The sequence below is a fragment of the Olsenella intestinalis genome (assembly GCF_023276655.1).
Taxonomy (GTDB): domain Bacteria; phylum Actinomycetota; class Coriobacteriia; order Coriobacteriales; family Atopobiaceae; genus Olsenella_J; species Olsenella_J intestinalis.
In genome coordinates this window covers 802,060-828,089 of sequence record NZ_JALGRK010000001.1, presented here as the reverse complement: position 1 = coordinate 828,089, position 26,030 = coordinate 802,060, and the positions used below count along the sequence as shown (strand labels likewise).

Genomic DNA, 26,030 nt, shown 5'->3' with positions numbered 1-26,030 from the left:
CGTGATGAAGCGCGCGTCCTGCTTTTTTGACCGACGAGATGCGCAAAACGGGCTGCTGTGTACAAATCTGAGCCACTCACGATTTATTGCTGCCACCTGCGGAAACAACCTTTTCTACGAACACGTGTTCGGTAAGATATTGATATAGAAAGCGGTGGATGATAGGAGGGGAGCGATGAGTAAGGTCGATGGCGCAGGGGACATTCGTGATGGAAGCCACGACCTGCGCGAGGAGTTCCCCTGGCTCAAGCGCAGGCTGCCGTCGCTTTGGACCAACAGCTACTTCGTCTCGACCGTGGGAGGGGCGCCGCTTGCCATCGCGAGGCGGTACATCGAGGACCAGAAGGGCGTGTAGGGATGGACAAGACGTTCGAATACCGCATATATCCGAACGCATCCCAACGGGAGCTAATGCAGAAGACCTTCGGCTGCTGCCGCTGGGTCTACAACAAGGTGCTGTCCATGCGCCAGGAGGAATATGCCGCAGGCGGGAGGACAAGGGGCATCAACTCCTACATCACGCTAATACCCCAATGGAAGAGATCCGAGGCCCCGTGGCTCTCGGAGGTCGACTCGATGGCGCTCCAGCAGTCGCTGCGCGACCTGGACAGGGCGTACAAGAACTTCTTCCGAAGCCCCGGCAAGGTCGGCTTCCCCAGGTTCAAGTCCAAGCGCGCAGGCAGGAAGTCGTATCGCACCAACAACGTCACCATCGTCGACGGCAAGCACATCAAGCTGCCAAAACTCGGCCTGGTCAAGGCCCGCATCAGCAGACCGACTGAGGGACGCATCCTGTCGGCGACGGTAAAGCAGGTCGCAAGCGGCAAATACTACGTGGCCGTGTGCTGCACGGACGTGCCCGCGCCGCAGATGCCGCAAGGCCCCGTCAAGGTCATGGGAATAGACGTGGGCATCCACGACCTGATGGTGCGCTCCGACGGCGTGAAGGTCGCCAACCCGAAGAGCCTCGCCAAGGCGGAGAGGAAGCTCGCACGCGAGCAGAGGCGGCTCTCCCGCAAGCAGAAGGGGTCCGCCAACCGCGCCAAGCAGAGACGCAAGGTCGCGTTAGTACACGAGAAGGTTGCCAACAGGCGCAAGGACGCCATCCGCAAGGCCACGACGAGCGCGGTGCGCGAGAGCCAAGCCATCGCCGTCGAGGACCTGGACGTCAGGGGGATGTGGGGCAACCGTCGCCTCGCGAAGGCGGCGTCCGACGCGTCCATGGGCGAGGTGCTGCGCCAGCTCGAGTACAAGTGCGCCTGGTACGGGCGTGGCTTCGTCAGGGTCGGCAGGTTCTACCCGTCGAGCAAGACCTGCGGGTGCTGCGGTGCGGTGCACGATGGGCTGACGCTCGCGATGCGGGAATGGAGCTGCCCCGAATGCGGCTGCGTCCATGACCGCGACCTGAACGCCGCGTGCAACATCGCTCGCGAGGGCAGGAGGATACTGGAGGGTACCGCGGGACGCGCGGGAACCGGCGCGAAAGCGCCTACGCTTGTGGAGCAGGCGTAAGACCCGCCCCGCCGCAAGGCGGGGAAGGCTATCTGCGTCGAAGCAAGAATCCCCTGGCTTTAGCCATGGGGAGAGTCAAACACGATTGGCGCCTGCCGGCGCCAATCTTGGTGTTGCCTAGAGCTTGTCGAGCTCGTGCTGCTCGTATTCCTCTCGGGTCCACTTGAGCGACTCCTTGCCGTCGCGTGCGATGAGCACGTAGCGTGCGACGGCGAGCGCCACCTCGTAGAGGCCGATGAGGGCCGCGAACATGAGGACCATGGTCACGGGCGAGGCGTCCGGGGTGACGATGCCCGAGAGGATCATGAGGGCGACGTAGATGGTCCTCCACTGCGAGCGGAACGTGCGGTACGGCACGATGTGCAGGATGGAGAGGTAGAAGATCACGAGCGGCAGCTGGAAGGCGATGCCGAAGCCGACCTCGAGCAGCATCATGATGTTGAGGTAGTCCTCGGCGTCGGCGATGACGCTGGCGAACTCGGTGGTCTGGTCGATCATCCAGCCCAGGGCGGCCTCCTGAATGATGAGGTAGCAGAAGGTCATGCCGAGGAAGAACAGGGCGATCATGGCGGCGACGGTGGGCACGACCCACTTGCGCTCGTTGGGGCGCAGCGCCGGCAGGAAGAAGGCCATGACCTCCCAGACGATGATCGGCGTGCAGATGATCATGCCGAAGAACAGAGCAACCTTGAAGCGGATCGTGAAGCCGCCGAGGACGGAGAGGACCGTGAGGCCCGCGCCGTCGGGCAGCGCCGAGCGGATCGGGTCGATCATGAAGTCGATGAGGACGGGGGTCGCGGCATAGACAACGATCGCGGTGGCGAGAAGGGACACCACGATGATGGTCAGGCGGCGGCGGAGCTCGCCGAGGTGGTCGAGCAGGGGCATGCGCGCTGGTCCGATGGGCATTACTGCTCACCTCCCTCGGGGGTCGAGTCGTCGGTTGCGGTGTCGTCGTCGGTGTCGGCGGCGGCGTCGTCGGCCGGCTTGGGCTCGGCCTTGGGCTCGGCCTTCTTCTTGGAGCGGGAGCTCTTCTGGGAGCCGAGCGAGTAGAGCGCGGCAGCCGAGGTCGCGGAGGGTGCGGGCTCGTCGTCGGCGGCGTCGGTCGCGGCCGAGGCGCCATCGGCAGACGTGGCGTCCTCGTCGGCGGGCGTCGCGTCTGCGGCGGCGGGGGCGTCGCCGTCAGCGGGGGCGTCCGCGGAGTCGGAGGGCTCGCTCTTCTCGGCGGCGTCCTTCTCGGCGGCGGCCTTCTCGGCGGCCTCGCGCTCGGCCTTCTCGCGAGCGAGGCGCTCGCGGCGCGCGGCGAAGGTCTCGCGCCTGGGGGCGTCCGCGTCGTCGTCGGAGTCGATGTCGGCGTCCTCGTCGAAGGCCTCGCTGCGCTCGCGGGCGCGGCGGCGGGTGTCCTCGTCGGAGTCCTCGTTCATCACGCTGTTGAGCGGGTCCATGACCTCGGTCTGGACGACCTCGGTGAAGCCCTCCTGGGCCTCGCGGAACTGGCGGAGCATGCGGCCGATCGTGCGGCCCATGCCGGGGAGCTTGTCGGGGCCGAACAGCAGGAAGCCGAAGACCACGATGATCACAAGCTCGGTCTCACCTATGCCAAACACAAACACACCTCCTGGGTGTCACTGATGCGGGGGCTAGTCGGTCAGCCCCAGCTCGCTCTCGACGCCCAGCATCCTGAACACACGGGAGACGTTTCTCTGCGGGTTGGTCACGTGAAGCTCGGCCTTGGCGTCGGCTGCCCTGTGGGCGGCGCCCACGAGCACGCCGATGCCGGTCGAGTCGATGTAGGGGACCTCGGCGAGGTCCACCTCGAGGGAGGCGGGGTTGGTCGCGAGTGCCTTGTCGGCGGCCTCGCGCAGCTCGTCGGCGTTGGAGACGTCGACCTCGCCGGCCACGGCGATGCGAAGCCGTCCGGCCTCGCCGGAAGTCTTGATGCTGATGCCCATGTGGAAGTCCTTACGCTTAGAGGTTCAGGCCGCTCGAGGCGTTGAGCGCGTCGGAGAGGCCGGAGGTGGACGAGGAGGTCACACCCGAGTCGGTCGAGACGTTGGAGGCGTTCATCTGGGCGAGGCGGCGCTCGGCGAAGGACTTCGCGCCGTACTCGTCGTTGGGGTCGGTCTCCTTGGCCTTGTCGTAGGCGGTCTTGGCCGCGTCCTGGTTGCCGGCGATCTCGTTGGCGAGGCCGAGGTTGGCCCAGGCGGGGCCGTAGTTGGGCGACTTCTGCGTGAGCTGCTCGAGGGCGGCGGTGGCGCCGGCGGTGTCCTCGGAGTAGAGCTGGCAGAGGGCGCGGTTGACGCGGACGGCGTCGGAGTCGTTCTTGGCGAGGTACTGGTCGTAGTAGCCCATGGCCTTGGCGAGGAGGTCGTTGGCGTGGCTCTTGTCGCCGTCGGCGGAGGAGTACGAGCCGACCTGGTAGCCCCAGTTCATGTAGTCGTTGCCGAGGTTGAGCAGGGTCGCGATGTTGTTGGGGTCCTTGGCGAGCTTTGCCTCGAGGGCGCTGACGGTCTTGGAGTAGTTGGCGTCGACCTTGGCGACGCTGTTGGCCGTCTCGGAGGACTCGGAGTTGGAGCTGTCGCTCGAGCTGTTGTTGGAGTCGCTCTGCTGGGACTGCTGATCCTGCTGCTGGCCGTTGTTCTTGTTCGCGAAGATCGGCGCGAGCGAGGGCAGCATGAGCGAGAGCGCCATGACGACGGCGAAGACGACGATGACGACGCCAGTGATGACCTTCTTGCGGTCGAGGGTGCCGTCGGGGTTGTGGAGGTGGCGCGCGACCGAGGAGGAGCTCTTGCCCGCGGCGTGCTTGGAGCCGGAGCGCGTGCTCTTCTCGTCAGCGGTCTTGACCTTGGCGCGGGCGAGGCGCTTCTTGCTCTTCTTCTTGTTGCTGGCCATGTGAACCTCCTTGGCGCCGCGTGCGACGCCTCATATATATGTTGTCGCCGTGCGGCGAGCTCACGTTTGCTCTGCCCATTCTACAAAAACGTCCGACGTTGCCAACGCAACGTCACGGTCGACCATTGTAGCGCAGGGGCGGGGCCTGGGCCGCGGCCTATCGCGCGGCGGCCTGCTCGCGGGCGATGCGGGCGCTGACGAGCTTGACCGCGATGACGAATACGTCGAGCGCGGCGCCGAGGTCGTCGAGGGAGGGGTAGGTCGGCGCGATGCGGATGTTGGTGTCGCGCGGGTCGTCGCCGTAGGGCCAGGTCGCGCCCGCCGCCGTGAGCTTGACGCCGAGCTCTGCCATGAGGGAGACGATGCGCTTGGCCGAGCCGTCGGGCCCGTCGAAGGAGACGAAGTAGCCGCCGTGCGGATGGGTCCAGCTGGCGACGCCGAGATCGGCGAGGCCGGCGGAGAGCTTCTCCTCCACGAGGGCGAAGCGCGGGGCGACGATGGCGGCGTGCTTGGCCATGTGCGCGCGGACGCCGGCCGCGTCCTTCAGGAAGCGGACGTGGGCGAGCTGGGAGAGCTTCTCGGGGCTCACGCGCTCGACGGCGAAGGCAGCCTTGATGTCGGCGATGTCGTCGGGGCTCGCCGCGACGAAGGCCATGCCCGAGCTCGGGAAGGTTATCTTGGCCGTGGAGGCGAACTCGTAGACGAGGTTGTCGGCGCCGGCCTCGGCGAGGGCGTCGAAGATGTTGAGGAGCTGGTCGTCGGCGTCGGCGAAGCCGTGGACGCAGTAGGCGTTGTCCCAGTAGATGCGGAAGTCGGGCGCGGCGGGCTTGAGCGCGGCGAGGCGGCGGACGACCTCGTCCGTGTAGGTGATGCCCGTGGGGTTGGCGTACTTGGGCACGCACCAGATGCCCTTGACCGATGCGTCGGTCTCGACGAGTCGCTGGACCGTGTCCATGTCGGGCCCGTCGGCGCGCATCTCGATCGGCACGTTCTTGATGCCAAGGTGCTCGGTCACCGTGAAGTGGCGGTCGTAGCCGGGCGCGGGGCAGAGCCACTTGATGTCGCCCTGCCTGTACCAGGGATCGCAGCCGGCGACGCCGTTGGTGAAGCCGTGGGCCACGAGGTCGTGCATGAGGTTGAGGCTCGAGGAGCCGGAGACGATGACGTTGGCCGCGTCGACGCCGAGGAGCTCGGCCGCGAGCGCGCGGGCGGACGGCAGGCCCTCGGGCGTGCCGTAGTTGTCGACGAAGGCGTCACCGTCGACGAGAGGCGTCGTGGAGGTGAGCTCGTCGAGCATGGGGCGGGCCAGCGCGACCTGCTCGGCCGACGGCTTGCCACGGGCCATGTCGAGCGCGAGGTTCTTGGCGCGGACGTCCGCGGCCTGCTGCTCGAGACGGGCGATCTCGTCGTCAAGCTCCTCCAGGGACATGTTCTCGTACACGTTGGCCATGGGTCCTCCCAGGGATGCGACGCGCGTCGGCGCAAGGTTTAGGGCGTGCGCGGCGTGCGGCGGCGGGCCGCACGACGGCTCTCCCGAGTATATCGCCGTACGCCAGGCGAGGTGCATGTGCCCCCGAATTGGAAGCACAATCGCAACCGGTGGCCGGGTGCGGGCGGGTACAATCAGGCACACATCACGACAGATTGGACTGACATGACGAGGACGCCGGCACCCTCGGGCAGCACGCCCGCACCCGAATACGGAGAGCTCCAGCAGCTGGTCAACGAGCTGTACGCGCGCAAGCCGTCCGGCTACGTCACCAAGCTCGAGGCGATCGAGCGCGCCGAGATCGACGACCTCAACGACGACCTCATGGAGGTCGTGAACCTGCTGCCCGGCGGCAGGTACAAGCGCGGGCCGCTCTGCGACCAGATGAACTCGATCATCACCGCGCACGGCTGGTCCTACGTCTACGGCACGGTGGAGTAGGCCCGCATCGAGAGGGACGCGCCAAAGGTGTGCGCGCCAAGACAGAGCGCAAAGAGAATCGCGCCGCCCGTGGAAGATCCCGCGAGCGGCGCGACGCGTGTCGATGTGTGGCCAAGGCTATGAGGCGAGCGAGGCCGCGCTCTTCTCGGCATCCGAGCCGTCGTCCGGGTCGTCGTCGGAGGAGTCGTCGCGCATCTGAACGAACCACTCGTGGGCGCGGACGAAGCCGATGCCGATGATTGCCGAGGTGAACGACGCCAGAAGAATCGCGACCTTGGCGGCCATGACGTCCTCGGGGTTGGGGAAGGCCAGGCCGGCGATGAGGATCGACATCGTGAAGCCCATGCTGCCCATGATGCCGACGGCGATGATCTGGTCCCAGGTCACGTGGCGCGGCAGCTTGGCGAAGCGGATCTTCACGAGGACGAGCGTGACGAGGATGATGCCGATGGGCTTGCCGAGCATCGCGCCGAAGTAGGCGCCCTGCGTGACGGGGTTCATGAGGACGCCGGTGAAGTCGACGCCGACGAATCGAACCTGGGCGTTTGCAAAGGCGAACACGGGCAGGACGAAGAAGTTCACGAGAGTCGAGACGTAGCGCTCGACGCGCTGCAGGGGCGGCGTGACGTGGTGCACGACGCGCTCGACCTGGAGGGCGCGGGCGGTGAAGCTGCGCTGGCCGAGGATGTGGGCGTTCTCGTCGTAGCGGTCGTCGAGCTCGATGGCCTTGGCGTTGAGCCAGTCGCTCAGGTTGGAGAGGCGCACGTCGGAGCGGGCCGGCAGGAAGAACGCGAGGATGACGCCGGAGAGCGTGGCGTGGATGCCGGACTTGTACATGCAGACCCACAGCAGCAGGCCGACGAACACGTAGGGCTTGGCCGAGTAGACACGTGCGCCGTTCATGGCCGCAAGCGCGAGCACGACGATGAGCGACATGGCGCACCAGGAGATGTTGGGCGTCTGGCCGTAGAAGAGCGCGAGCACCACAATGGCGAGGATGTCGTCGGCGATGGCGAGCGTCTGGAAGAAGACCTTGGTCTCGGGGGCGACGCGGTCGCCGAGAAGGGACATGACGCCGAGCGCGAAGGCGATGTCGGTGGCGATGGGGATGGCCCAGCCGGAGTCGGTCGAGCTGGGGTTGATCGTCAGGAAGATGAAGGCGGGCACGGCGACGCCACCGACGGCCGCGAGCATGGGGAGAGCCGCCTGACGCGGGCGGCGCAGCTGGCCGACGGTCATCTCGTACTTGAGCTCGATGCCCACGAGCAGGAAGAAGACGGCCATCAGGAAGTCGTTGATGAAGGCCTCGAGGGAGAGCTCCATGCTGATGGGGCCGACCGTCGCGGCGAGCGGCGTCTCGAGGAAGTGGTGCACCGCGGGGTAGGCGGGCGAGTTGGCGACGACCACGGCGAGAAGGGCGGCGGCCACCATGACCGCGGCGGCGATCGTGCCGTTGGACGTGATCTTGGAGACCGCGCTGCGGCGATCGAGGCGCTGGGCCACGAGCGGCTCGCGGATGATCGTCGAGCGCTTCGACGCCTTGGCGCGGCGCGAGCGCCTCTTCGAGTCCTTGCCCGCACCCTTCTTGGAGCCGTTGGTCGAGCCCTTGGGCACGCTCTTCTCGGCGTCCTTCTTCTTCGCGTCCTTGGCCTTGCCGTTTCCCTTGCCAGAGGTGGCAGTCATGCTCTCTGCTTCCCTTCGATTGCCCCACGCCGCGTGGGGAGGTCGAAACTCGCGTTACCGGGATGCGCCGCGCAAGTCGTCACAAGACGTCCGCGCCACCTGACGCGTCGCCGAGACAGTCGCGCGACCATCCCCGCAAAATAGCCTATCATTTTGAAATTGCCCCGCACGAGCGAGCCCGGCGACACCACGTTGTGGCCACTATGGGCGCGGATCCGCACGGGAACATGCCACTGAGACGCAGGACCGGAGGAACAATGAACGACCAGCGCATCGCCGTCATCACCGACTCGGGAACCGACACCCCCGCCTCTCTCCAGACCGAGCATGACGTCCGCGTCGTGCCCCTGCGCATCAACTATTCAGACGGGACGTCCTTCGAGAGCGGCGTCGACATCGACGCGGACGAGGTCGTCCGTCGGCTCGACGACGAGATCCCCTCGACGTCGCTGCCCTCCCCCGACCAGCTTCGCCAGGCCCTCCAGACCGCCCGCGACGACGGCTACGAGCGCGCCGTCATCGTGACGATCGCGAGCGCGCTGTCCGCGACCAACCAGACCGCGCAGCTCGTGGCCGACCAGATGGCCGACGTCATCCCCACGCTCGTCGTCGACACCCGCTCGATCGGCATGGTCGCCGGCATGGTCGTCGAGCGCTGCGTCGACTACGTCGAGGCGGGCGTGCCGTTCGAGGAGCTCGCCGAGAGGCTCGACCGCGCCGCCGAGGAGTCGGACGTGTTCTTCGCCGTCAAGTCGCTCGAGTACCTCTACAAGGGCGGGCGCATCGGCAAGGCCATCTACCGCCTCGGCACGGCGCTCAACATCAAGCCCGTCCTCATGTGCGACAAGGAGGGCTACTACACCATCGCCAAGAAGGCCCGCGGCTGGGACCGCTCGCTCGACACGATGATCGCCGTGGCGGCCGCGACGGCCAAGCGCTACGAGAGCGTTCGCCTGGGCATCTGCTGCAGCTCCGCCACGAGCCCGCTGTACAAGCCGCTCGAGGAGCGCCTGCGCGCCGCGATCGACAACATCGCGAGCGTCCAGGTGAAGGACATCTCGGCCGACCTGATCGTCCACACCGGCCCCGACCTCGTGGGCGTCGGCGTGCAGAACGCCGCGCTGTAGCCGCACAGCCACCAGAAAGGCGGGCCCGCGACACAGCCGCAGACCCGCCAACACGAACTTGCTTGAACCCACGAACGCGTCCCAAGGGGGCGCGTTCGCTCTTCTCGCCTACCGTGCGGCGAGGATCTCGACGAGGCGTGCGGTGATGCTCGCGCAGTGGTGCGCCGCCTCGCGCTCGAAGGTCGGGTAGTCGACCGACGAGCTGCCATTGGCCTTGTCCGAGATCGCACGCACGATGACGAAGGGCACGCCGTTGCGATGGCACACGTGCGCGATCGAGGCGCCCTCCATCTCGCAGCACAGGCCGCCGAAGGCCTCGCGGATGGCGGCCTTCGTCTCGGCGTCGCCGACGAACTGGTCGCCCGACGCGACGCGGCCCTCGAACACGCCGATCTCGGGCGCGACCTCGTGGGCGGCCCTGACCACGGCGGCACGCAGCTCGTCGTCCGCCTTGAACGTGAGGCAGTCGAGGCCCGGCACCTGGGCGCGCTCGTAGCCCAGCGGCGTGAGGTCGAAGTCGTGGTGTATGGCGTCGGTGGAGACGACGAGGTCGCCGATCTCGATGGCGTCGTCGAGCGAGCCCGCCACGCCGGTGTTGACGACGTGGGTCGCGTGCAGCTCGCCGATGAGCGTCTGCGCGCACATCGCGGCGTTGACCTTGCCGATGCCGCACTGCACCACCACGACGTCCGCGCCCGCGAGCCTGCCCTCGAAGAAGCGCATGCCCGAGCGCTCGGTCACGTTGAGGTCCTCGAGCTCGCCCTTGAGCGTCTCGACCTCGACCTCCATGGCCCCGATGATTCCGATCTTCATCCGCAACTCCCTTCGGCCCGCGCGGCTACTGGATCTTGACGATGGGGGCGAACCCCTTCATGAGCTTCTTGGTCTTGCCCGTGCGCGAGAAGTACACCTCGATGGTGTCGCCCGAGACCGAACGTACCACACCGGGGCCGAACGTCTTGTGCGACACGCGGTCGCCGGCGGCAAACGTCTCCTGGGCCTTCGCGGCGTCGCGCCTGACGGGCTGCGCCTGGCGAGAGGAGCCTGCCCCTCCCCTGGCGGCGGAGCCACGGGACGCGGCCCCCCTGGAGCTGCGCGCGCTCGAGGGCCTGCCGGGCCAGCTGGGCGCCTCGCTCGGTCGCGAGCCGCCCGTCGAGCGCGTGCGCGAGCCGAAGACGTTGCCGCCGTAGACCGACGAGCCCCTGCCGGAGCCGTAGGTGCCGTGGCGGTCGCCACGCTTCTCCCAGCCGACGCCCGAGAAGCCCGACGAGCCCACGCCGATGAGGTCCATGTCCTCGAGGGGGATCTCGTCGACGAAGCGCGAGCGGGGGTTCGCCTGCGTGGAGCCGAAGACGCGGCGCGTCGAGGCGTACGTGAGGTAGAGGCGCCTCTCGGCACGGGTGATCGCGACGTAGGCGAGGCGGCGCTCCTCCTCCATCGAGGCGGGGTCGCCCTCGTGGCCGCGGTGCGGGAAGATGCCCTCCTCGAGGCCCGCGACGAAGACCACGGGGAACTCGAGGCCCTTGGCCGAGTGGACCGTCATCATCGTGACCGCGCTCGACTGGCCCGCAAGCGCGTCGAGGTCGGTCCTGAGGGCAAGCCACTCCATGAAGGCCGGGAGCTTCTCGGCGGCGACCGCCGGGGCGACGGGCGCCTCGGGCGCGGGTGCGGGCGCGGGCGCCTCGGCCCCTGCCGCCGCGGCGTCGGCCATGCCCGCCTCGCGCAGCTGCCTCAGGCTCTCGAGGGTCTCCTCGACGTTGTCGTGCGTCTCGTCGAACTCCTGCGCAACGCCGAAGAACTCTCGGATGTTCTCGACGCGGCTGTCGGCCTCGACGCTGTTCTCCGACTGCAGCGCCTGGATGAGGCCCGTGCGATCGATGATCATCTCGACGACGTGCGAGAGGTCGCCCGAGAAGTGGCGGGCCGCCTCGATCGTGGACGTGAACCCCGCGAGCGCCGTGCGCGCCTTGGCCGTGAGCAGGCCCTCCTCGGCGACGCAGGCCTGGGCGGCCGAGAAGAACGAGATTCCCGACTGGGCGGCGTACTCGCGGATGCGATTGACCGACGTGGTCCCGATGCCTCGGCGCGGCGTGTTCACGACGCGCAGCGCGGCCACGTCGTCGTCGGGGTTGATGACGAGCTTGAGGTAGGCCGTCACGTCGCGGATCTCGGCGCGGTCGAAGAAGCGCGTGCCGCCCACGATCTTGTACGGGACGCCCGCGCGCAGGAACATGTCCTCGAGCGTGCGCGACTGCGCGTTGGTGCGGTAGAAGACCGCCATCTCGTCGTAGCTCGTGCCGCCGTCGTGGAGCTTCTCGATCTCGGAGCCGATCCAGCGCCCCTCGTCACGCTCGTCCGACGCCTGGAAGACGCGGATCTTCTCGCCGTCTCCCGCATCCGTGAACAGGCGCTTGGCCTCGCGGTTGGCGTTGTGGCGGACCACCGCGTTGGCGGCGTTGAGGATGTGGCCGGTGGAGCGGTAGTTCTGCTCGAGCTTGACGACGGTGGCGTCGGGGTAGTCCTTGCGGAAGGACAGGATGTTCTTGATGTCGGCGCCACGCCACGAGTAGATCGACTGGTCGTCGTCGCCGACGACCATGAGGTTCTTGTACTTGCGCGCGAGCAGGTTGGTGATGGCGTACTGGACGCCGTTGGTGTCCTGGTACTCGTCGACGCTGATCTGGCGGAAGCGCTCCTGGTAGTGGTCGAGCACCTCGGGGTACTTCGAGAGGAGCTCGAAGGTCTTGACGAGGAGGTCGTCGAAGTCCATGGCGTTGGCGCGCTCGAGGCGGCGCTCGAGCACGTGGTAGACGCGGGCCGCCGCGCGGTCGACCGGCGACTGCGCGTGGGCCTCCATCTCCTCGGGCGAGACGAGGCCGTTCTTGGCCTGCGAGATCTTCGAGCGGATCGAGGGCAGCGGGCACTGCTTCTGGTCGATGTCGAGGTCGCCCATGATGTTCTTCACGAGGCGCTTCGAGTCATCGTCGTCGTAGATCGTGAAGTTGGGCTGATAGCCCAGAAGCTCGCCGTCCTCGCGCAGCATGCGCACGCACATCGCGTGGAAGGTGCAGATCCACATGCCGCGGGTGCCTCCCGGAAGGAGGTTGCCCAGACGCTCGCGCATCTCGGCGGCCGCCTTGTTGGTGAAGGTGATCGCCAGGATCTGCCAGGGGCGCACGCCCTCGTCGTTGATCATGTGCGCGATGCGGTAGGTCAGCACGCGCGTCTTGCCCGAGCCCGCGCCCGCGAGCACGAGCAGCGGGCCCTTGGTGCACTCGGCCGCCTGGCGCTGGGCGGGGTTGAGGGTCGAAAGGTCGATCACGGGAGCCCCCGCGCTCGACGGCCGCGCGGCAGGCGCAGGGGCGGGTGCTGCCGGCTGGGTCGGCTGGGCCTGCGGACGTGCGGGCGCGGCCGGCCTCGCGCTCTTCTGGGCTCCGAAGGAAAACAGTTGCTGCTGCTCTGATGACATGTGACTCTCCAGGTGCGCTGCCCCGACGGGCAGTACGGTCGTTTTGCAGTAACGAGTCTACCCGCACCGACGGACAGCATTGGCCGAGCGAGGGGCAACTCCGCACGAATAGCGGAGGCGAGCGGAGAGCAGCCAACTAAGATCGCCCGCCATTCCCTCCATGCCGTTCGCGCCGGCCCGAATGGGTAGACTGAACCCAGCGCCGGACACCTGCCGCATGGTGCGTCAGGCCAGACCGCGCACGGGAGAGAAACCATGACCAACTGGCTCGTCCATCGCTTCGTCAAGAACGCCGACGACACCTCGTCGCCTGCCGTCCGCGACGCCCACGGCATGCTCGCGGGCATCGTCAGCATCATCTGCAACGTCGTGCTCTGCCTCGCCAAGGGCGCCGTCGGCCTGGCCTCCGGCTCCGTCTCGATCGTGGCCGACGCCGTCAACAACCTCTCCGACGCCTCGAGCAACATCATCAGCCTCATCGGGTTCCGCCTCGCGAGCAAGCCCGCCGACGCCGAGCACCCCTACGGCCACGGCCGCATCGAGTACATCGCCGGCGTCGTCGTGAGCGCCCTGATCATCTGCATCGGCGTCGAGCTCCTGAAGACCTCCGCCGAGAAGATCCTGCATCCCTCCCCCACGGAGTTCTCGGCGGTGCTGGTCGTCGTCCTCGTCATGTCGATGGCCGTCAAGCTCTGGATGGCCTACTTCAACCACGTGCTCGCCCGCCGCATCAGCTCCGTCACCCTCGAGGCGACCTCCGTCGACTCGAGAAACGACGTCATCACCACCGCGGCCGTCCTCGCCGCCGCCGTCGTCTCGACCCTCACGGGCTTCGACCTCGACGGCTGGGCGGGCCTCGCCGTGGGCGGCTTCATCGTCTGGAGCGGCATCGGCCTCGTGCGCGAGACCATCGACCCGATCCTGGGCAAGGCGCCCGATCCCGCCCTCGTCGAGCACATCCACGACAAGATCCTCTCCTACCCCGGCGTCCTCGGCACCCACGACCTCATGGTCCACGACTACGGCCCCGGCCGCCAGTTCGCGAGCGCCCACGTCGAGATGGCCGCCGAGGTCGACCCCCTCGAGAGCCACGACACCATCGACAACATCGAGCAGGACTTCCTCGAGCAGGACCACCTCCACGTCGTGCTCCACTACGACCCCATCGTGACCGACGACCCCAAGGTCCAGAACCTGCGCAACTGGATCGCCAACGAGGTCGTCCGCATCCACCCCGACCTCACGATCCACGACCTGCGCACCGTGCCGGGCACCACGCACACCAACGTCATCTTCGACTGCGTGCGCCCGCACGGCCTCGCCATGACCGACGACGAGCTGCGTCACGCCATCGACACCGCCGTCCGCGCCAAGTACCCCACCTACCGCTGCGTGATCACGGTCGACCAGAGCTACGTCAGCTCCAACTGACGCCGAGAAGAGCCCGCCCCTTCCCCGCACCCTCGGCTCAAACCGCGAGAATATCCAATCTTTGTGAACCCGCTTACACGCCTGCGTCGGGCTCTGCTAGGGTGACAACCAATAATTGGTAGTCGCAGACAGCATGGCTGATCGAGATGAAAGATTCTCGGTCGGCCATTTTTCATGTCGCGACCAGACGAAAGGATTGCGCCCATGCCCAAGACCAAGTTCGAAGAAGTCGTGTTCACCGCCGTCATGTCCCTCGTCATGGTGTACGGGATGATCTGCTACAACATCGCCCTCAACCTGGGCGGCATGACCAACGACGTCTTCGCGATGGCCCTCGGCGAGCTCAAGATCATGTGGCCCGTCGCCTTCGTGCTCGAGCTGTTCGTCATCGGCCGCGTCACCCCGCGCCTGGCCTTCAGCTTCATGCGCCCGACCGACCGCCCGCAGTTCATCACCTACGCGATCTCGTTCTGCACCTGCGCGCTCATGTGCCCGACCATGAGCCTCATCGCGACCTTCCTCTTCAAGCAGCCCAGCCTCGCGACCTTCGCCCAGACCTGGGCCATGAACCTTCCGGCCGCCCTCCTCTGGCAGTTCGTCGTCTGCGGACCCGTCGTCCGACTTGCCTTCCGCTGTGCCTTCCGCCGCGATGAGGCCGCCGAGAAGAGCCAGGGCCTCGAGCCCGCAGAGCCCTCCGAGGCCTAAGGCCTCCGGCCGCTCGGACAGAGACCCTCGCGCAACCGTTGACCCGCCCGGTCACGCGTGCGAAGATGTAGCTGGCGACGTCCTACGGTTGTGGGTAGGCGGCGCCGGGTTTCAGGTCCCGCGATGTTGGCGCATCACGGGACCCTACTTGTGAATCAGGTGCCGAGCACTACGTGCGTCGGCCTGGCCCTCCTTCCGAGCCCTCATGGTCGCGCAAGGCGCCATAGAGCTCAATCGCGGCCTTCAGCAGCCCGAACAGGGCCGTCAGAAACGCCATGATCAAGAAGAATTGCTCCATAGGCAACACCCCCCTCGAGAGGCGCCGCCCCGCACGTAGGTCCGTCGACCAGCGTGAGTGGAGCATAGCGCGCGAGGACCTGAAAACTCGCGAGAATGCCCTTCCAATCCGTAGAAATCCTTGTCTCTAGCTGGGCTTTTACTGGCCCGGAGCTGGCCTACGTCACACCCCGGAGGGCAGCGCGCGCCCAAAAACCGCTAGACTTGGCTCAATGCCCCCCGCGGCACCACACGACAGGCCCGCGCCGAGCATCCCTACCCGGCGCTCGCATTTGAAGGAAGTCCGCATGGCCAGCAACAAGCACCGCGTCCTGCTCTACACGCTCTCGGGAGACACCACGCTCGCCGACTCCATCCTCGACGGGTGGGGCGTCCGCGACCAGATCGAGCTCGTGGGCATCCCCCACGACGTCTTCGTCCCCATCACCGAGGGCGCCCCCGACGAGCTCGAGCGTGGCTGCGACGCCATCGTCAACGAGATCGCGGGCATCTCCGAGGCGGGCGCGCCGGCAGTCGCCGCCTCGGGCGCGCGGCTCTTCGCGAGCCTCTCCATCGGGGTCAACCACATCGCGACCGACGCGCTCGCCCGCGAGGGCGTCCTGGCCACCAACTGCCCCGGCTACTGCACCGAGGACGTCGCCCTGCACACCGTCGCGCTCATGCTCGACCTCATGCGCAAGGTCACGTCGTCGAACCGCGAGGTCGTCGAAGGACGTTGGGACCCGTACTTCGGCTATCCCGTGCACCGCCCGTCCACGCAGACGCTCGGCCTCGTCTACTTCGGCCGCATCGCCCGCGCCGTCGTCCCCATCGCGCGCGCCCTGGGGATGCGCGTCGTCGTGTGGGCGCCCACCAAGTCCGCCGAGGAGCTCGCCTCCGCCGGCGTCGAGAAGGCCGACACCCTCGACGACCTGCTCACCCGCGCCGACGTCGTGAGCCTGCACTGCCCACTCATCCCCGAGACCGAGCGCCTCATCGGCGCGCGCGAGCTCGCACTCATGGGTCCCGACTCGTTCTTGATCAACACCGCCCGAGGCGGCTGCGTCGACGAGGAGGCTCTTCTCGGCGCGCTCGAGACGGACACGATCCGCGGCTGCGGGCTCGACTGCCTCACGCGCGAGCGCGACCTCTCCCCCACCGCGCTGGCCATCGCGCGCCACCCCAACGCCGTCGTCACGCCGCACACGGCGTTCGCGTCGGAAGAGTCGGCCGAGGAGCTGATGCGCATGGGGCTGCAGTCGGTGCGCGAGCTGCTGATCGAGGGGCGGCTGCCCACGTACGCCCTGAACGCCGACGGCGTCGCGGCGGCAATGGCGGGCGGTGTTGCGGCCTCGCGTGCGGGTGCGGGCGCAGGCGAGAAGAGCGTGCGCTAGAGCTGCTGGAGCATGGCCGTGCAGCCGAGCAGCACGTCGCGGTAGGTGGCGTCGAAGTCGCCCGTGTACCAGGGGTCGGCGACGTCGCGCTCGACGCCCGCCCATGAGAGGAGCTTCGTGACCTTGTGCTCGGGGTCGGCCGCGGCCGCCTCGGCGGCGGGCAGAGGACGCCAGCTGTAACCGGCGCCGCGCATGCCGGAGAGCAGGCACTCGATGCCCACGATGTTCTCGGAGTCCATGCCCACGATGTGGTCGAAGCGGTCGTAGTCGGCGGCCGACATCTGGCGCGACGCATGGTGGCCGCAGGGGACGCCCGCCTGCTCGAGCTTGCGGCGCGTGCCGGGGTGGACGTCGTTGCCGAGCTCCTCGATGCTGGTGGCTGCCGAGTCGATCTCGAACTCGCCCTCGCGCCCGGCCTCGCGCACGAGATGCTTCATCACGAACTCGGCCATGGTCGAGCGGCAGATGTTGCCGTGGCAGACGAAGAGGATGCGCGTGGGGCGCCCGGACATCGCTCCCCCTTACCCGCGCAGCGCGAAGTACGCGATGACGGCGATGCCCAGCGCGATGCGGTACCAGCCGAAGGGCTTGAAGTCGTGCTTCTTGATGTAGCCCATCAGGAAGCGGATCACGAGGATCGACACGACGAAGGCGACCACGCAGCCGACGAGCAGGATGGCCGTCTCCTGCGGCGCGAAGGAGTTGCCCTTGAGAAAGAACTTCACGAGACGCAGGCCGCTCGCGCCGACCATGACGGGGACGGCGAGGTAGAAGGTGAACTCGGCCGCCACGGTGCGGGAGCACCCCAGGAGCAGGCCGCCGATGATCGTGGAGCCCGAGCGCGAGGTGCCCGGCACGATCGAGAGCACCTGGAAGATGCCGATGCCGATGGCGGTCTTCCAGTCGAGCTCGGAGATGTCCTGCACGCGGGCGTCGGCGTCGGCCAGCTCGGCCACGGTCGCGACGTCGCCGGCAGCGGCAGCGTCCGGCGCCGCGAGGTGGCGCGGGGCGGAGCCGTGGCTCTTCTCGGCGGCGACACGCTCGGCCTTCTTGCCGCGCATGGTCTCGATGACGATGAAGATCACGCCGTAGACGATCAGCGCTGCGGCGATCACGAAGGGACTGCCGAGGTGGTCCTCGATCCAGTCGTCAAGCGGCAGGCCGATGACGGCGGCGGGGAGGCAGGCGACGATGATCTTGGCCCAGAGCGACCAGGTGCCGCGGCGCTCGTCGGCGCTCTTGCGGCGCGAGAAGGGGTTGAGGTCGCTGAAGAACATCACGCACACTGCCAGGATGGCGCCCAGCTGGATCACGACGAGGAACATGTCCCAGAAGTCCTTGCTGGTGTTGAGCTTGACGAACTCCCCCACGAGCAGCATGTGGCCCGTGCTCGAGACGGGCAGCCACTCGGTGATGCCCTCGACCAGGCCGAAGAACGCGGCCTTGAGCAGTTCGATGATGTCCAAAACGACCTCCCTGACGCGTGGAACGTGCACTCCCCATGATGACGGAACACGCGGCGGCGTGCTGCGGGCCGCGCCTCTCGGCCACAAGACGACCACGGCGAGGGGGGGAAGTCGGGGTCGGCAGGGAGTCCTCGCCGTGCGCCACGAGCTCAAACAGACCCGAGGCGCGATTCTGCAGCACAGGCTGGCCTCGACACCCGCAAGCGCCATCGGCAACGCAATACTCGCAAGGCGCAATGCAACGGGGGGCGCGACGCACCGCGCGCCGCGCCCCCGCAAATAGGCCATGCTCCGTTGTTCGCTACTGAACGAGATGTCCTCCGACATAGGTCTCGCGAAGCGAGAGGTCCTCGCCAAGCACGACAAAGTCGGCCATGCGACCCGGCGCGATCGTACCGCACAGGTCAGCGATGCCTGCGGACCGTGCCGCGACCTCCGTCGCCATGCGAATCGCGCGCTCGGCGGGAACGATGTTCCAGTCGACCAGGTTCTTGACGCCCTCGGCAAGCGTAAGCACCGACCCAGCAATGCTGCTCATGTCGGACAAATAGCAGAGGCCGTCCTTCAGGACCACTTCCATACCGCCGCTGACGTACGTCCCGTCAGGGAGACCTCCGCAGCCCAGGCAATCCGTAATGGGGACCACGTGATCGGGGCCCTTTGCACGAACGAGCGTGCGCATTGCAGCTGGGTCGACGTGCTTGCCGTCACAGATAAGCTCGGCATACGTGCCCTCGCTCACCATGGCGCACCCGACCACGCCCGGCTCACGATGATGAAGGCCGCGCATGCCGTTGTAGGTGTGGACGAAACAACCCGCGCCGGCGTCCACGGCACGCATCGCCTCCTCGAAGGTTGCATCGCTATGGCCGATGCAGCCCACCACGCCGCGACTCCGAAGCCCCGAGACGTACTCGACCGAACCGGCCCGCTCGGGCGCAAACGCGCTCTTCCGGATGAGGCCTCCCGCGAGACCCTGCCACCGATCGAGCAGCTCGATCGAGGGGTCGATGAGGTATGCCGGGTTCTGCGCTCCCACGTGCTTCTCGGTAAAGAACGGGCCCTCGAGGTAGATGCCCTGGATTCTAGCGGCCGTGCTCGTGAAGTCGCGCCGTTTCGCTGCCCATGCGATGGCAGAACAGGCATCCCCGATCCTCTCGGCATCATCCGTGAAGGTCGTCGGGAGCCACGAGGTCGTGCCCCGACGTGCAAGCTCCAGTGACGCCTCGTCGATACCGTCCGGGTCGGCATCGGTGGTCGCATGTCCGAAGAACCCGTGGATGTGCGTGTCCACGAACCCAGGGGCGACCCACGAGTCACCCGTGTCGAGCACCTTGGTACCCTCGGGCGCCTCCGGTGTCCAAGAGCCGAAGTGCTCGCCACCAACCATCAGAAATCCGCCGTCACAGACGCGCCCCGGTAGCACGAAGTGCGCGGCATGAACCGCATAGCTCGCCATGACGCCCCCCTACGCCCGATAGGGGTGGATCGTGACGCCCTTGACCACGCGGTTGACCGTGCCCGAGGGCGAGGGCGTGTCGGGGGTGTTGTCGACCTTGACAGACGTGTTGAGCGAAACCGTCTGCGCAACCATGACGAAGGGAAGCGCAAGGTAGGCCTCGGGGAGCAGCGTGTCGCCAAAGGTGATCGACTCGCCGCCATACATGAGATCGGCCTCCTGCTGCACCGCGACCACGTGGCGCGCGATTCCATCGGCGGCAATCTCCTCAAGAATGTCCACGTCGTACTGACGCGTGTACGGGTCGTTCGAGACGAACACAAAGACGAGAGTGCGCTCGTCCACGAACGACTTGGGCCCGTGGCGATACCCCATCGAGCTGTCATAGGAGGTCGAAACCAGTCCATGCGTCAGCTCGAGGATCTTGAGCTGGGCCTCCTTGGTGAGCGCGCCGAGCGAGCCCGAACCAAGGTACGTGATGCGATTGAAGTCGTCGGCGAGAAGAGCCGAGACCTCGTGCTCGCGGGCGACGACCTGGCGCCCAAGCCGTGCGGCCGTTGCAACCCACTCGCCCTTCTCCTCACGCGAGGAGGCATCGAAGACGAGCGCCGCGAGGAGCTCCATGCAGGAGAACGAACCGGTCATCGCGAAGCCCTGGTCGTTTGCGCGCGGAATCAGAATGGTGAGGGCATCCTCGCGCCCCTCAGACTCCACCGCAAGCCTTCCCTCGGGCGCACACGTGATGTTGAGATAGCAGATGTTGTTGCAGACCTGGCCTGCGCGCTCGACGGCCGCAAGCGACTCGGGGCTGTTGCCGCTGCGCGCAAACGAAACCAGCAGCGTCGCGTCGTCCGGTCGCAAATAGTCCTCGGGTGCCGCAACGATGTCAGTGGACGCGAGCGAGAGAAACACGAACGAGTCGTTATCGCCCTTGCGACGAAGGTACGGCACGAGAGTGTTGCCGACATATTCACTTGTACCTGCGCCCGTAAAGACGACGCGGCAGCGGCGGCCGTCACCCATGGCCTTCGCGTCGTCGAGGAACGCCTCGATGTCGCGGCGCCTCTCGTCGTAGATTGCCAACGTCTCTTCCCAAAGGTCTGGCTGCTGCTGGATCTCGCGGGTCGTAATCCTGGCACCGCGGGATTCCAAAGTCTGGTCGTCCGCCTCGAACATGTGCCGTACTCCTTTCGTCAGCCAGACGCTCCGTCTAGCTTCTGTAATGTGAGACCTTGTATTTGAACTGGTCCGCGCGAGCCACGCTGTGCGTGTACTCAATGACCAGGTTCTTTTCGTCGTATGTCGTCCTCACGAGCTTGAGGACGGGCGAGCCCTCCTGGATGCCGAGAAGCCGCGCCTCCTCGAGGCGGGCGAGGCTCGCCCTGAACTCCTCGTCGGCAACCTTGATGACCTCGTGGTAGTCCTTCTCGATGATCTCGTAGAGCGGCTTTCGCTCGAGGTCCTCGAGGGTGAGCCCGACAAACTGACTCACCGGCAGATAGGTCCTCTCGAGCATCATCGGGATGTCGTCCGCGATGCGCAGCCGCCTGATGCGATAGACCTTCTCTCCCAGATGCACGCCCAGGTGCTCGGCGACATGCTTGGGTGCGTCGACGATCTCGAACTTGAGCGTCTCCGTGCGCGGGACGCGGCCCATCGAGCGCATCTGCTCGGTGAAGCTGTATCCGCCCATGAGGTCAGCAGGCTCACCGTGGGCCTCGGCAACGAACGTGCCCTTGCCATGACGCCTGATGATGAGGCCCATGTTCTCAAGTTCGGCCATCGCAAGGCGCACGGTCGTGCGTGAGAGACCATACCTCTCAGATAGCTCGCGCTCCGATGGCAGGGCGTCCCCTGGGGAGAGCTCGTTCTCGATCCGATCCTTAAGTACGTCTACGAGCTGGTCATACAGTGGTTGCTTGCGTGAGTTCTTCGCCATTGCCCATCTCCTGTCGCGGTGTGCTGGCACATAAACTGGTTCTGTTATCGCTACCAGTACTATACCTGCGTTGCTCCAAGGCCCCGAGAAGGAGAAGGTGAGGGGTGGGGCGCATGACAAAAGCGCCATGCGCCCCAAGGGGAGAAGAAAGCGGGCGTCAGCCCCAGATGCTTGGCCAGAGGCCAAAGGGTCCGGCTCCCAGGATGCCCAGAACGAGAACGAGCAGGATAGCCTTCATCGGCGTGAAGTTCTTCTTAGCAAACAGGAAGTAGAGAAGCATGACGATCGTCAGCGGGATCAGTTTCGGACAGATGCTGTCGAGGATCTTGGCGATGTCGATGGTCACCGGGGTCTCGGTGTACTCCATGTAGGTGACCTCACTCATACCGTTGCCAAGGTCGGTGACGCCAGCGGAGACCTCCTCACCCTCGGCATCGGTCGTGGTGAGGTAGTTGCCGTCGGAATCCTTCATGCCGGAGAGGGTGACGCCCTCATCGTTGGACTTAATGACGTCGAAGCTCTTGACGCTGTCGTTGGGCACGGTAGCCGTATGGGCAACGTAGGCCTGCGTGGTGCCGTTGGGGATGACGGCCTTGATCTGGGTGCCGCCCATGGTGACCGTAAGGCAGCCGACGATGAACACGCCCATGATCGAGGCGGCGCGCGTGAAGGGCTTCATGACGCCCATCAGCGAGTCGATCGCCGAGGAGCCCATCTTGTACGACCAGTTCATAAGCGCGAAGCGCAGAACGAACTGGACCACGTTGAAGATCAGCAGGAACAGAATCGGCCCGAAGGCGTTGCCCTGGATGGCCATGTTCGAGCAGATGCCCGCCGTGATGGGCACCAGCGTCATCCAGAACAGGGCGTCGCCGATTCCGCCGAGCGGACCCATGAGCGAGACGCGGACGGCGCGAATCGTGGGGATGTCCACCTTCTTCTGCTCCATGGACAGGATGATGCCCATGGCGAAGGTGACCAGGAACGGGTGGATGTTGAAGAACTCGAGGTTGTGCTCCATCGACGTGGACAGGTCGTCCTTGTCGGTGTGGATTTTCTCGAGGCCAGGCAGGATCGAGTAGAGCCAGCCGGCGGCCTGCATCCTCTCGTAGTTGAACGACGCCTGCAGGAAGCAGGAGCGCCACGCCATCTTGTTGAGCGTTTTCTGGTCCAGATCGGCAGCCGGCTCGAGGTTCTCGTATGTGGTCTTCTGATCCTTAGATGCCATCTTCCTCACCTCCATCGAACTCCTGTGCAGCACCCTTCAGCTCGGTCTGCTGCTGGAAGTCCCAGTAGGCGATCCCGAAGCCGATAAGAGCCAGGATGAGAAGGGCGGGAGTCGCAAGGACCTCGTTGGTCGACACGACGAGCGCAAGGCCGAATCCCAGGAAGTAGAAGCCCCACATGTCGCGGTTCATCATGAACTTCAGGAGGATTGCAAAGCCGACGAAGCGCATCATGCCACCAGCAGCGGAGAGTCCGTCGGAAAGCCAGGTGGGAATTGCATCCACAACGGCCTGACCCATGGTCGCGCCACCAATGAAGAACAGAGTGACGACGGCGCCGAAGACGAGGCCGAGAAGAGCCATGGCAAAGTAGTTGATTCGTTCGATGCCCTTGGGGTTTGCCTCCGCGGCGTACTGGTCAGCCTTGCCCATGAGCGGGGACATGAGCGTAAAGATGAGAGTTACACCATACTGACCGAGCAGCGAGAACGGGATCGCGGTCGCGACCGCGATGTTTGCGTCGAGCTTGAGCGAGATGGCGAGCACACACGCCATGATGCCACCGACGACCGCGTTGGGCGGCTGGGCACCTCCGATAGGCATGTTGCCAATGGTCATGAGCTGATAGGTTCCACCCACGACGAGGCCGGTTCGGACATCGCCGAGGATGAGGCCGATCACCAGACCCATGACGATGGGCTGGTAGAGCGACTCCAGGAAGTTGAACTGGTCGATTGCTGCGATGAACGTGACGAGGAAGACCAGAACCACCTGGACGATCGAGTACTCCATCCTTGCTCCTCCTTTCTTACGGTTGACTATGTACACAGAGCTATCGCCAGCACCCCTCATCCCCACATGAGGAGTACGCATGGCCGTGCAAGAAGTTGTGCGAAGGGTGGCGCGAGCCTACTTGAAGAGCTTGCTCACGTCCTCCTCGGGAATGCTGGGAACGCGCTGGATCTGCAGCTCGACACCTGCGTCCTGAATCGCGTGGAAGGCCGCGACATCCTCGTCGTCGACCGCGACGCTCGTGGCAACCTGGCGCTTGCCGTCAGACATGTGCATATTGCCGACGTTGAGCTTCTTGATCGGAACGCCGCCCCTGATAAGGCGCAGCGCGTCCTCGGGAGTCTCGACGATGATGAAGATGTGCTGTCGCGGCGCCGCCTTGTGAATGACGTCTATCGTCTTCTGAATCGAGAAGTAGCGCGTAGCTACACCCTGCGGCGCAGCCATGTTCATGAGGTTCTGACGCATCTTGTTTCCCGCCACCTCGTCGTTCGCGACGAGAAGGAGATTCGCGCCGATGGAGCTCGTCCACTGGGTGGCGACCTGCCCGTGTATGAGTCGATTGTCGATTCGCGTCAGAAGGATGTTCGGTTCAGCCATGCTCATCTCCCTTTCCTGCCGCCCGAGGCGGCACGTTGTCATTCGATCTCGCTGCGACTACGCCTCGATGCCCTGGATGGCGAAGCGGGAAACTTCGGCAACGGCACCCGACTTCAGTCGGACGTCGCACGTCTCTCCCCCAACCCGGACGAGCTCGCCGATGAGCCCGCCCGAGAACTGCACCCTCTGGCCAACCTCGAGGGACTTGTGCAGGTCGGCGTAATAGCCCCTCTGGCGCTTTGCCTTGACATATCCAAACGCCGCAAACACGAGGCCCGCGAGCGTCATGAGGGCGAGAAGAGCGATCGACGACGCAAGGAGCGTCTCTCCAAAGGATGCGTTCATTAGATGCCGTCCTCTCCGGTCGACTCGTCACACATCTCGCCGGTTACGGAAAGGTGAGCGACGCCACAACGGCCCGCCTCCTCGGCACGGTTGGCAAGATCGACGGCGCAGGCGACCTCGTCTCGACTCGTAAGGCACTCGAGCAACATCGGAAGATTCGCGCCCGCAACGACCTGCACCTTGGGATTAGACTCGGTCAGCAGCATCGCCTGGTTGAACGGGGTGCCTCCGACGAGGTCACAGAAAACGGTGCAGGAGCCATTGCGCTCGACCATGTCTCCCACAGCATCAGAGATGGTCTTCGTGAACTCCGCAGCGCTCTCTTCGTGAAAGACCACGGGGCGAAGTTCGTCCTGGGGACCGGCAATCATCTCAAGCGCGCTCGTGAGACCGAGAGCGAAGTCGCCGTGACCCGTTACAACACAACCAACCATTACGTCCCTTTCTCAATCCAAAATGCCCGTACACACAACTGAAAGCACATTGTGCGAACCGCGTTTCGTCTGACGGCACGATCTAGTCAACTGGTTACAACCACATGACGTGAACGCACAATACATCCACCCACACTCATCGGTCAACGACATTTTTCGATTTTGTTCCGAGATTTTCCAACCCTGGCAACCAAACAACCGTGTCTAGCATTGACGCAGGTAGATGGTTCTATCTCTTTGATACCAGTGAGTTTTTCCGCAAGCGGAGAGCGCTTTGAGCGCAACTGGCCTCTTCCACTCCCCAAGACCGACGAAACCCGATTCTTGACAACTGGTATCAATTTCGTCTATTCACTGAAACTCGTAAGCAGTCACACGGTCGAATTCAGTGGAGAGGACGCCCGCATGATTCTCACCATCACCCCAAACACGTCCATCGACAAGGCCTACCAGCTCTCTGAGCCCCTGATTGACGGCACCGTCATGCGCGTTCGCCAATGCATCAACGTCGCGGGAGGCAAGGGCCTCAACGCGTCACGGGCGATAGCGACCTGCGGCGAGGACGTCATCGCAACAGGGTTCTGCGGTGGCAACAACGGCAAGCTTCTACGCGAACTGCTCCTTGAGGATGGCATCAGCGAGTGTTTCGTCCGTGTCGAAGGAGAAACGCGCTGTTGTGTCAACGTCCTCGAGCCCGACGGACGCTCAACAGAGTTTCTCGAGCCGGGAAGCCCGGTGAGCTCCGATGACGTGGAGCGCCTCTCAAGCAAGGTCGACGAGCTCCTCTCGACTGCCGACGTGGTCACCATCAACGGAAGCGTGCCCGCGGGCTTTGGCTCCGACTCATATGCGGCGCTCGTCCGCAGCATCCGCAACACGGGAACGCCCGTCATTGTGGACGCCTCCGGCGAGCTTCTTGCACGCGGGATCGAGGAGCGGCCTACGATGGTCAAGCCGAACACCGACGAGATCGGCCAGCTCCTAGGCAGAACCGTTTCGTCAACAGAGGAGGTCGTCGCGGCGGCCGAGGCGCTGCGTGAGCGCGGCGTCGAGCGCGTAGTCGTGTCTCTGGGCTCGAAGGGCGCCATCATGTCCTGTGCCGAGGGGACGTTCAGGGGCGTTGCACCCGCGATTGACGTCGTGAACCCCGTGGGCGCAGGCGACACGATGGTTGGGGCCTTTGCCGCAGGAATGGCGCGCTCGATGCCGGCGGACGAGCTGCTCGCCTATGCCATGAGCTGCGCCACGGCAAACTGCCTCTCCGCTTCCACGGGTCACTTCGACGCCGCGGTCGCGCGCGAGCTCCTTGCCGAGACGCGCGTCGAGAGGATCGCCTAGCCAGCCCGG

Annotated in this window: 26 protein-coding genes and 1 pseudogene; 8 read left to right on the top strand and 19 right to left on the bottom strand. The window is 65.6% G+C overall.

Going from position 1 to position 26,030, the window contains the following annotated elements; all coding sequences use genetic code 11:
* Nucleotides 1-214: 214 nt before the first annotated feature.
* Together M5D76_RS03210 and tnpB are read left to right on the top strand one after the other, a co-directional pair.
* Nucleotides 215-355 (top strand): annotated as a pseudogene (locus M5D76_RS03210) (IS200/IS605 family transposase); the annotation flags it as partial.
* A 2-nt stretch (nt 356-357) separates the two neighbouring features.
* Complete coding sequence (gene tnpB / locus M5D76_RS03205; RefSeq protein WP_283102011.1) at nt 358-1,512, top strand: IS200/IS605 family element RNA-guided endonuclease TnpB; 1,155 nt, start codon at nt 358-360, stop codon at nt 1,510-1,512.
* Between the two features lie 117 nt (nt 1,513-1,629).
* Here the strand turns inward: tnpB and tatC are convergent, their stop codons facing one another.
* The 5 genes from tatC to M5D76_RS03180 form a co-directional block, all read right to left on the bottom strand.
* Nucleotides 1,630-2,421, bottom strand: a complete 792-nt coding sequence (gene tatC, locus M5D76_RS03200) for a twin-arginine translocase subunit TatC (protein WP_248921939.1) — start codon at nt 2,419-2,421, stop codon at nt 1,630-1,632.
* The gene (locus tag M5D76_RS03195; protein WP_248921938.1) at nt 2,421-3,119 is read right to left on the bottom strand and encodes a Sec-independent protein translocase subunit TatA/TatB; all 699 of its coding nucleotides are present in this window, start codon (nt 3,117-3,119) and stop codon (nt 2,421-2,423) included. Before M5D76_RS03195 ends, tatC begins: the two co-directional genes overlap by 1 nt.
* Before the next feature lie 33 nt (nt 3,120-3,152).
* A complete protein-coding gene (locus M5D76_RS03190) occupies nt 3,153-3,464 on the bottom strand; it encodes an STAS domain-containing protein (protein WP_248921937.1) in 312 nt (103 codons plus the stop codon).
* 16 nt (nt 3,465-3,480) lie between these two features.
* Entirely contained in the window at nt 3,481-4,407 is a 927-nt protein-coding gene (locus M5D76_RS03185; protein ID WP_248921936.1) for a tetratricopeptide repeat protein, read from the bottom strand.
* A 157-nt stretch (nt 4,408-4,564) separates the two neighbouring features.
* Nucleotides 4,565-5,857 carry an aspartate aminotransferase type Ic gene (locus M5D76_RS03180; protein WP_248921935.1) on the bottom strand — a complete coding sequence of 431 codons (1,293 nt, stop codon included), beginning with the start codon at nt 5,855-5,857 and terminating at the stop codon, nt 4,565-4,567.
* A gap of 204 nt (nt 5,858-6,061) precedes the next feature.
* Here M5D76_RS03180 and M5D76_RS03175 point away from each other — a divergent pair, with 204 nt between their 5' ends.
* Nucleotides 6,062-6,337, top strand: coding sequence for a hypothetical protein (locus tag M5D76_RS03175; protein WP_248921934.1), 276 nt, complete (start codon nt 6,062-6,064; stop codon nt 6,335-6,337).
* A 117-nt stretch (nt 6,338-6,454) separates the two neighbouring features.
* Here M5D76_RS03175 and nhaA read toward each other — a convergent pair whose 3' ends face one another.
* Complete coding sequence (gene nhaA, locus M5D76_RS03170; protein ID WP_248921933.1) at nt 6,455-8,020, bottom strand: Na+/H+ antiporter NhaA; 1,566 nt, start codon at nt 8,018-8,020, stop codon at nt 6,455-6,457.
* A gap of 257 nt (nt 8,021-8,277) precedes the next feature.
* On the opposite strand from nhaA, the gene M5D76_RS03165 reads away from it, so the two are divergent.
* Nucleotides 8,278-9,147 (top strand): DegV family protein, encoded by an 870-nt coding sequence (locus M5D76_RS03165; protein WP_248921932.1) that lies wholly within the window; start codon nt 8,278-8,280, stop codon nt 9,145-9,147.
* A 108-nt stretch (nt 9,148-9,255) separates the two neighbouring features.
* Here the strand turns inward: M5D76_RS03165 and M5D76_RS03160 are convergent, their stop codons facing one another.
* Together M5D76_RS03160 and M5D76_RS03155 are read right to left on the bottom strand one after the other, a co-directional pair.
* Nucleotides 9,256-9,960: a 5'-methylthioadenosine/adenosylhomocysteine nucleosidase gene (locus tag M5D76_RS03160; protein WP_248921931.1), complete on the bottom strand. Its 705-nt coding sequence runs from the start codon at nt 9,958-9,960 to the stop codon at nt 9,256-9,258.
* A gap of 25 nt (nt 9,961-9,985) precedes the next feature.
* On the bottom strand, nt 9,986-12,616 hold the full coding sequence (locus tag M5D76_RS03155) for an ATP-dependent helicase (RefSeq protein WP_248921930.1): 2,631 nt from the start codon (nt 12,614-12,616) through the stop codon (nt 9,986-9,988).
* A gap of 255 nt (nt 12,617-12,871) precedes the next feature.
* Here M5D76_RS03155 and M5D76_RS03150 point away from each other — a divergent pair, with 255 nt between their 5' ends.
* A complete protein-coding gene (locus tag M5D76_RS03150) occupies nt 12,872-14,047 on the top strand; it encodes a cation diffusion facilitator family transporter (RefSeq protein ID WP_248921929.1) in 1,176 nt (391 codons plus the stop codon).
* Nucleotides 14,048-14,251: 204 nt separating this feature from the next.
* Nucleotides 14,252-14,752, top strand: a complete 501-nt coding sequence (locus tag M5D76_RS03145; RefSeq protein ID WP_248921928.1) for a DUF2798 domain-containing protein — start codon at nt 14,252-14,254, stop codon at nt 14,750-14,752.
* 169 nt (nt 14,753-14,921) lie between these two features.
* Here the strand turns inward: M5D76_RS03145 and M5D76_RS09110 are convergent, their stop codons facing one another.
* Nucleotides 14,922-15,050: a hypothetical protein gene (locus tag M5D76_RS09110; RefSeq protein ID WP_283102010.1), complete on the bottom strand. Its 129-nt coding sequence runs from the start codon at nt 15,048-15,050 to the stop codon at nt 14,922-14,924.
* A gap of 286 nt (nt 15,051-15,336) precedes the next feature.
* Here M5D76_RS09110 and M5D76_RS03140 point away from each other — a divergent pair, with 286 nt between their 5' ends.
* On the top strand, nt 15,337-16,422 hold the full coding sequence (locus M5D76_RS03140) for an NAD(P)-dependent oxidoreductase (RefSeq protein ID WP_248921927.1): 1,086 nt from the start codon (nt 15,337-15,339) through the stop codon (nt 16,420-16,422).
* Here M5D76_RS03140 and M5D76_RS03135 read toward each other — a convergent pair.
* The 10 genes from M5D76_RS03135 to M5D76_RS03090 form a co-directional block, all read right to left on the bottom strand.
* Nucleotides 16,419-16,934, bottom strand: a complete 516-nt coding sequence (locus M5D76_RS03135) for a low molecular weight protein-tyrosine-phosphatase (RefSeq protein ID WP_248921926.1) — start codon at nt 16,932-16,934, stop codon at nt 16,419-16,421. The two genes, M5D76_RS03140 and M5D76_RS03135, sit on opposite strands and share 4 nt — an antisense overlap.
* A gap of 9 nt (nt 16,935-16,943) precedes the next feature.
* Nucleotides 16,944-17,888 carry an undecaprenyl-diphosphate phosphatase gene (locus M5D76_RS03130; protein WP_248921925.1) on the bottom strand — a complete coding sequence of 315 codons (945 nt, stop codon included), beginning with the start codon at nt 17,886-17,888 and terminating at the stop codon, nt 16,944-16,946.
* A 301-nt stretch (nt 17,889-18,189) separates the two neighbouring features.
* Entirely contained in the window at nt 18,190-19,347 is a 1,158-nt protein-coding gene (gene nagA, locus M5D76_RS03125) for an N-acetylglucosamine-6-phosphate deacetylase (RefSeq protein WP_248921924.1), read from the bottom strand.
* 9 nt (nt 19,348-19,356) lie between these two features.
* Nucleotides 19,357-20,523 carry an AgaS family sugar isomerase gene (locus M5D76_RS03120; protein WP_248921923.1) on the bottom strand — a complete coding sequence of 389 codons (1,167 nt, stop codon included), beginning with the start codon at nt 20,521-20,523 and terminating at the stop codon, nt 19,357-19,359.
* A gap of 34 nt (nt 20,524-20,557) precedes the next feature.
* Entirely contained in the window at nt 20,558-21,286 is a 729-nt protein-coding gene (locus tag M5D76_RS03115) for a GntR family transcriptional regulator (protein WP_248921922.1), read from the bottom strand.
* A 157-nt stretch (nt 21,287-21,443) separates the two neighbouring features.
* A complete protein-coding gene (locus M5D76_RS03110; RefSeq protein WP_248921921.1) occupies nt 21,444-22,514 on the bottom strand; it encodes a PTS system mannose/fructose/sorbose family transporter subunit IID in 1,071 nt (356 codons plus the stop codon).
* Entirely contained in the window at nt 22,504-23,304 is an 801-nt protein-coding gene (locus M5D76_RS03105; RefSeq protein ID WP_248921920.1) for a PTS mannose/fructose/sorbose/N-acetylgalactosamine transporter subunit IIC, read from the bottom strand. Before M5D76_RS03105 ends, M5D76_RS03110 begins: the two co-directional genes overlap by 11 nt.
* Nucleotides 23,305-23,421: 117 nt before the next feature.
* Nucleotides 23,422-23,904 (bottom strand): PTS galactosamine transporter subunit IIB, encoded by a 483-nt coding sequence (agaB, locus tag M5D76_RS03100; protein ID WP_248921919.1) that lies wholly within the window; start codon nt 23,902-23,904, stop codon nt 23,422-23,424.
* Nucleotides 23,905-23,961: 57 nt separating this feature from the next.
* A complete protein-coding gene (locus M5D76_RS03095; RefSeq protein WP_248921918.1) occupies nt 23,962-24,249 on the bottom strand; it encodes a preprotein translocase subunit YajC in 288 nt (95 codons plus the stop codon).
* Nucleotides 24,249-24,683 (bottom strand): PTS sugar transporter subunit IIA domain-containing protein, encoded by a 435-nt coding sequence (locus M5D76_RS03090; protein ID WP_248921917.1) that lies wholly within the window; start codon nt 24,681-24,683, stop codon nt 24,249-24,251. Before M5D76_RS03090 ends, M5D76_RS03095 begins: the two co-directional genes overlap by 1 nt.
* Nucleotides 24,684-25,088: 405 nt before the next feature.
* On the opposite strand from M5D76_RS03090, the gene M5D76_RS03085 reads away from it, so the two are divergent.
* Nucleotides 25,089-26,021, top strand: a complete 933-nt coding sequence (locus M5D76_RS03085) for a 1-phosphofructokinase family hexose kinase (RefSeq protein ID WP_248921916.1) — start codon at nt 25,089-25,091, stop codon at nt 26,019-26,021.
* The last annotated feature ends 9 nt before the right edge of the window (nt 26,022-26,030 follow it).

Excerpts from the sequence above, each read along its gene's own strand:
- tnpB (WP_283102011.1), top strand. The coding sequence starts at position 358 with ATGGACAAGACGTTCGAATACCGCATATATCCGAACGCATCCCAACGG.
- tatC (WP_248921939.1), bottom strand. The coding sequence starts at position 2,421 with ATGCCCATCGGACCAGCGCGCATGCCCCTGCTCGACCACCTCGGCGAG.
- M5D76_RS03190 (WP_248921937.1), bottom strand. The coding sequence starts at position 3,464 with ATGGGCATCAGCATCAAGACTTCCGGCGAGGCCGGACGGCTTCGCATC.
- M5D76_RS03185 (WP_248921936.1), bottom strand. The coding sequence starts at position 4,407 with ATGGCCAGCAACAAGAAGAAGAGCAAGAAGCGCCTCGCCCGCGCCAAG.
- M5D76_RS03180 (WP_248921935.1), bottom strand. The coding sequence starts at position 5,857 with ATGGCCAACGTGTACGAGAACATGTCCCTGGAGGAGCTTGACGACGAG.
- M5D76_RS03175 (WP_248921934.1), top strand. The coding sequence starts at position 6,062 with ATGACGAGGACGCCGGCACCCTCGGGCAGCACGCCCGCACCCGAATAC.
- nhaA (WP_248921933.1), bottom strand. The coding sequence starts at position 8,020 with ATGACTGCCACCTCTGGCAAGGGAAACGGCAAGGCCAAGGACGCGAAG.
- M5D76_RS03165 (WP_248921932.1), top strand. The coding sequence starts at position 8,278 with ATGAACGACCAGCGCATCGCCGTCATCACCGACTCGGGAACCGACACC.
- M5D76_RS03160 (WP_248921931.1), bottom strand. The coding sequence starts at position 9,960 with ATGAAGATCGGAATCATCGGGGCCATGGAGGTCGAGGTCGAGACGCTC.
- M5D76_RS03155 (WP_248921930.1), bottom strand. The coding sequence starts at position 12,616 with ATGTCATCAGAGCAGCAGCAACTGTTTTCCTTCGGAGCCCAGAAGAGC.
- M5D76_RS03150 (WP_248921929.1), top strand. The coding sequence starts at position 12,872 with ATGACCAACTGGCTCGTCCATCGCTTCGTCAAGAACGCCGACGACACC.
- M5D76_RS03145 (WP_248921928.1), top strand. The coding sequence starts at position 14,252 with ATGCCCAAGACCAAGTTCGAAGAAGTCGTGTTCACCGCCGTCATGTCC.
- M5D76_RS09110 (WP_283102010.1), bottom strand. The coding sequence starts at position 15,050 with ATGGAGCAATTCTTCTTGATCATGGCGTTTCTGACGGCCCTGTTCGGG.
- M5D76_RS03140 (WP_248921927.1), top strand. The coding sequence starts at position 15,337 with ATGGCCAGCAACAAGCACCGCGTCCTGCTCTACACGCTCTCGGGAGAC.
- M5D76_RS03135 (WP_248921926.1), bottom strand. The coding sequence starts at position 16,934 with ATGTCCGGGCGCCCCACGCGCATCCTCTTCGTCTGCCACGGCAACATC.
- nagA (WP_248921924.1), bottom strand. The coding sequence starts at position 19,347 with ATGGCGAGCTATGCGGTTCATGCCGCGCACTTCGTGCTACCGGGGCGC.
- M5D76_RS03120 (WP_248921923.1), bottom strand. The coding sequence starts at position 20,523 with ATGTTCGAGGCGGACGACCAGACTTTGGAATCCCGCGGTGCCAGGATT.
- M5D76_RS03115 (WP_248921922.1), bottom strand. The coding sequence starts at position 21,286 with ATGGCGAAGAACTCACGCAAGCAACCACTGTATGACCAGCTCGTAGAC.
- M5D76_RS03110 (WP_248921921.1), bottom strand. The coding sequence starts at position 22,514 with ATGGCATCTAAGGATCAGAAGACCACATACGAGAACCTCGAGCCGGCT.
- M5D76_RS03105 (WP_248921920.1), bottom strand. The coding sequence starts at position 23,304 with ATGGAGTACTCGATCGTCCAGGTGGTTCTGGTCTTCCTCGTCACGTTC.
- agaB (WP_248921919.1), bottom strand. The coding sequence starts at position 23,904 with ATGGCTGAACCGAACATCCTTCTGACGCGAATCGACAATCGACTCATA.
- M5D76_RS03095 (WP_248921918.1), bottom strand. The coding sequence starts at position 24,249 with ATGAACGCATCCTTTGGAGAGACGCTCCTTGCGTCGTCGATCGCTCTT.
- M5D76_RS03090 (WP_248921917.1), bottom strand. The coding sequence starts at position 24,683 with ATGGTTGGTTGTGTTGTAACGGGTCACGGCGACTTCGCTCTCGGTCTC.
- M5D76_RS03085 (WP_248921916.1), top strand. The coding sequence starts at position 25,089 with ATGATTCTCACCATCACCCCAAACACGTCCATCGACAAGGCCTACCAG.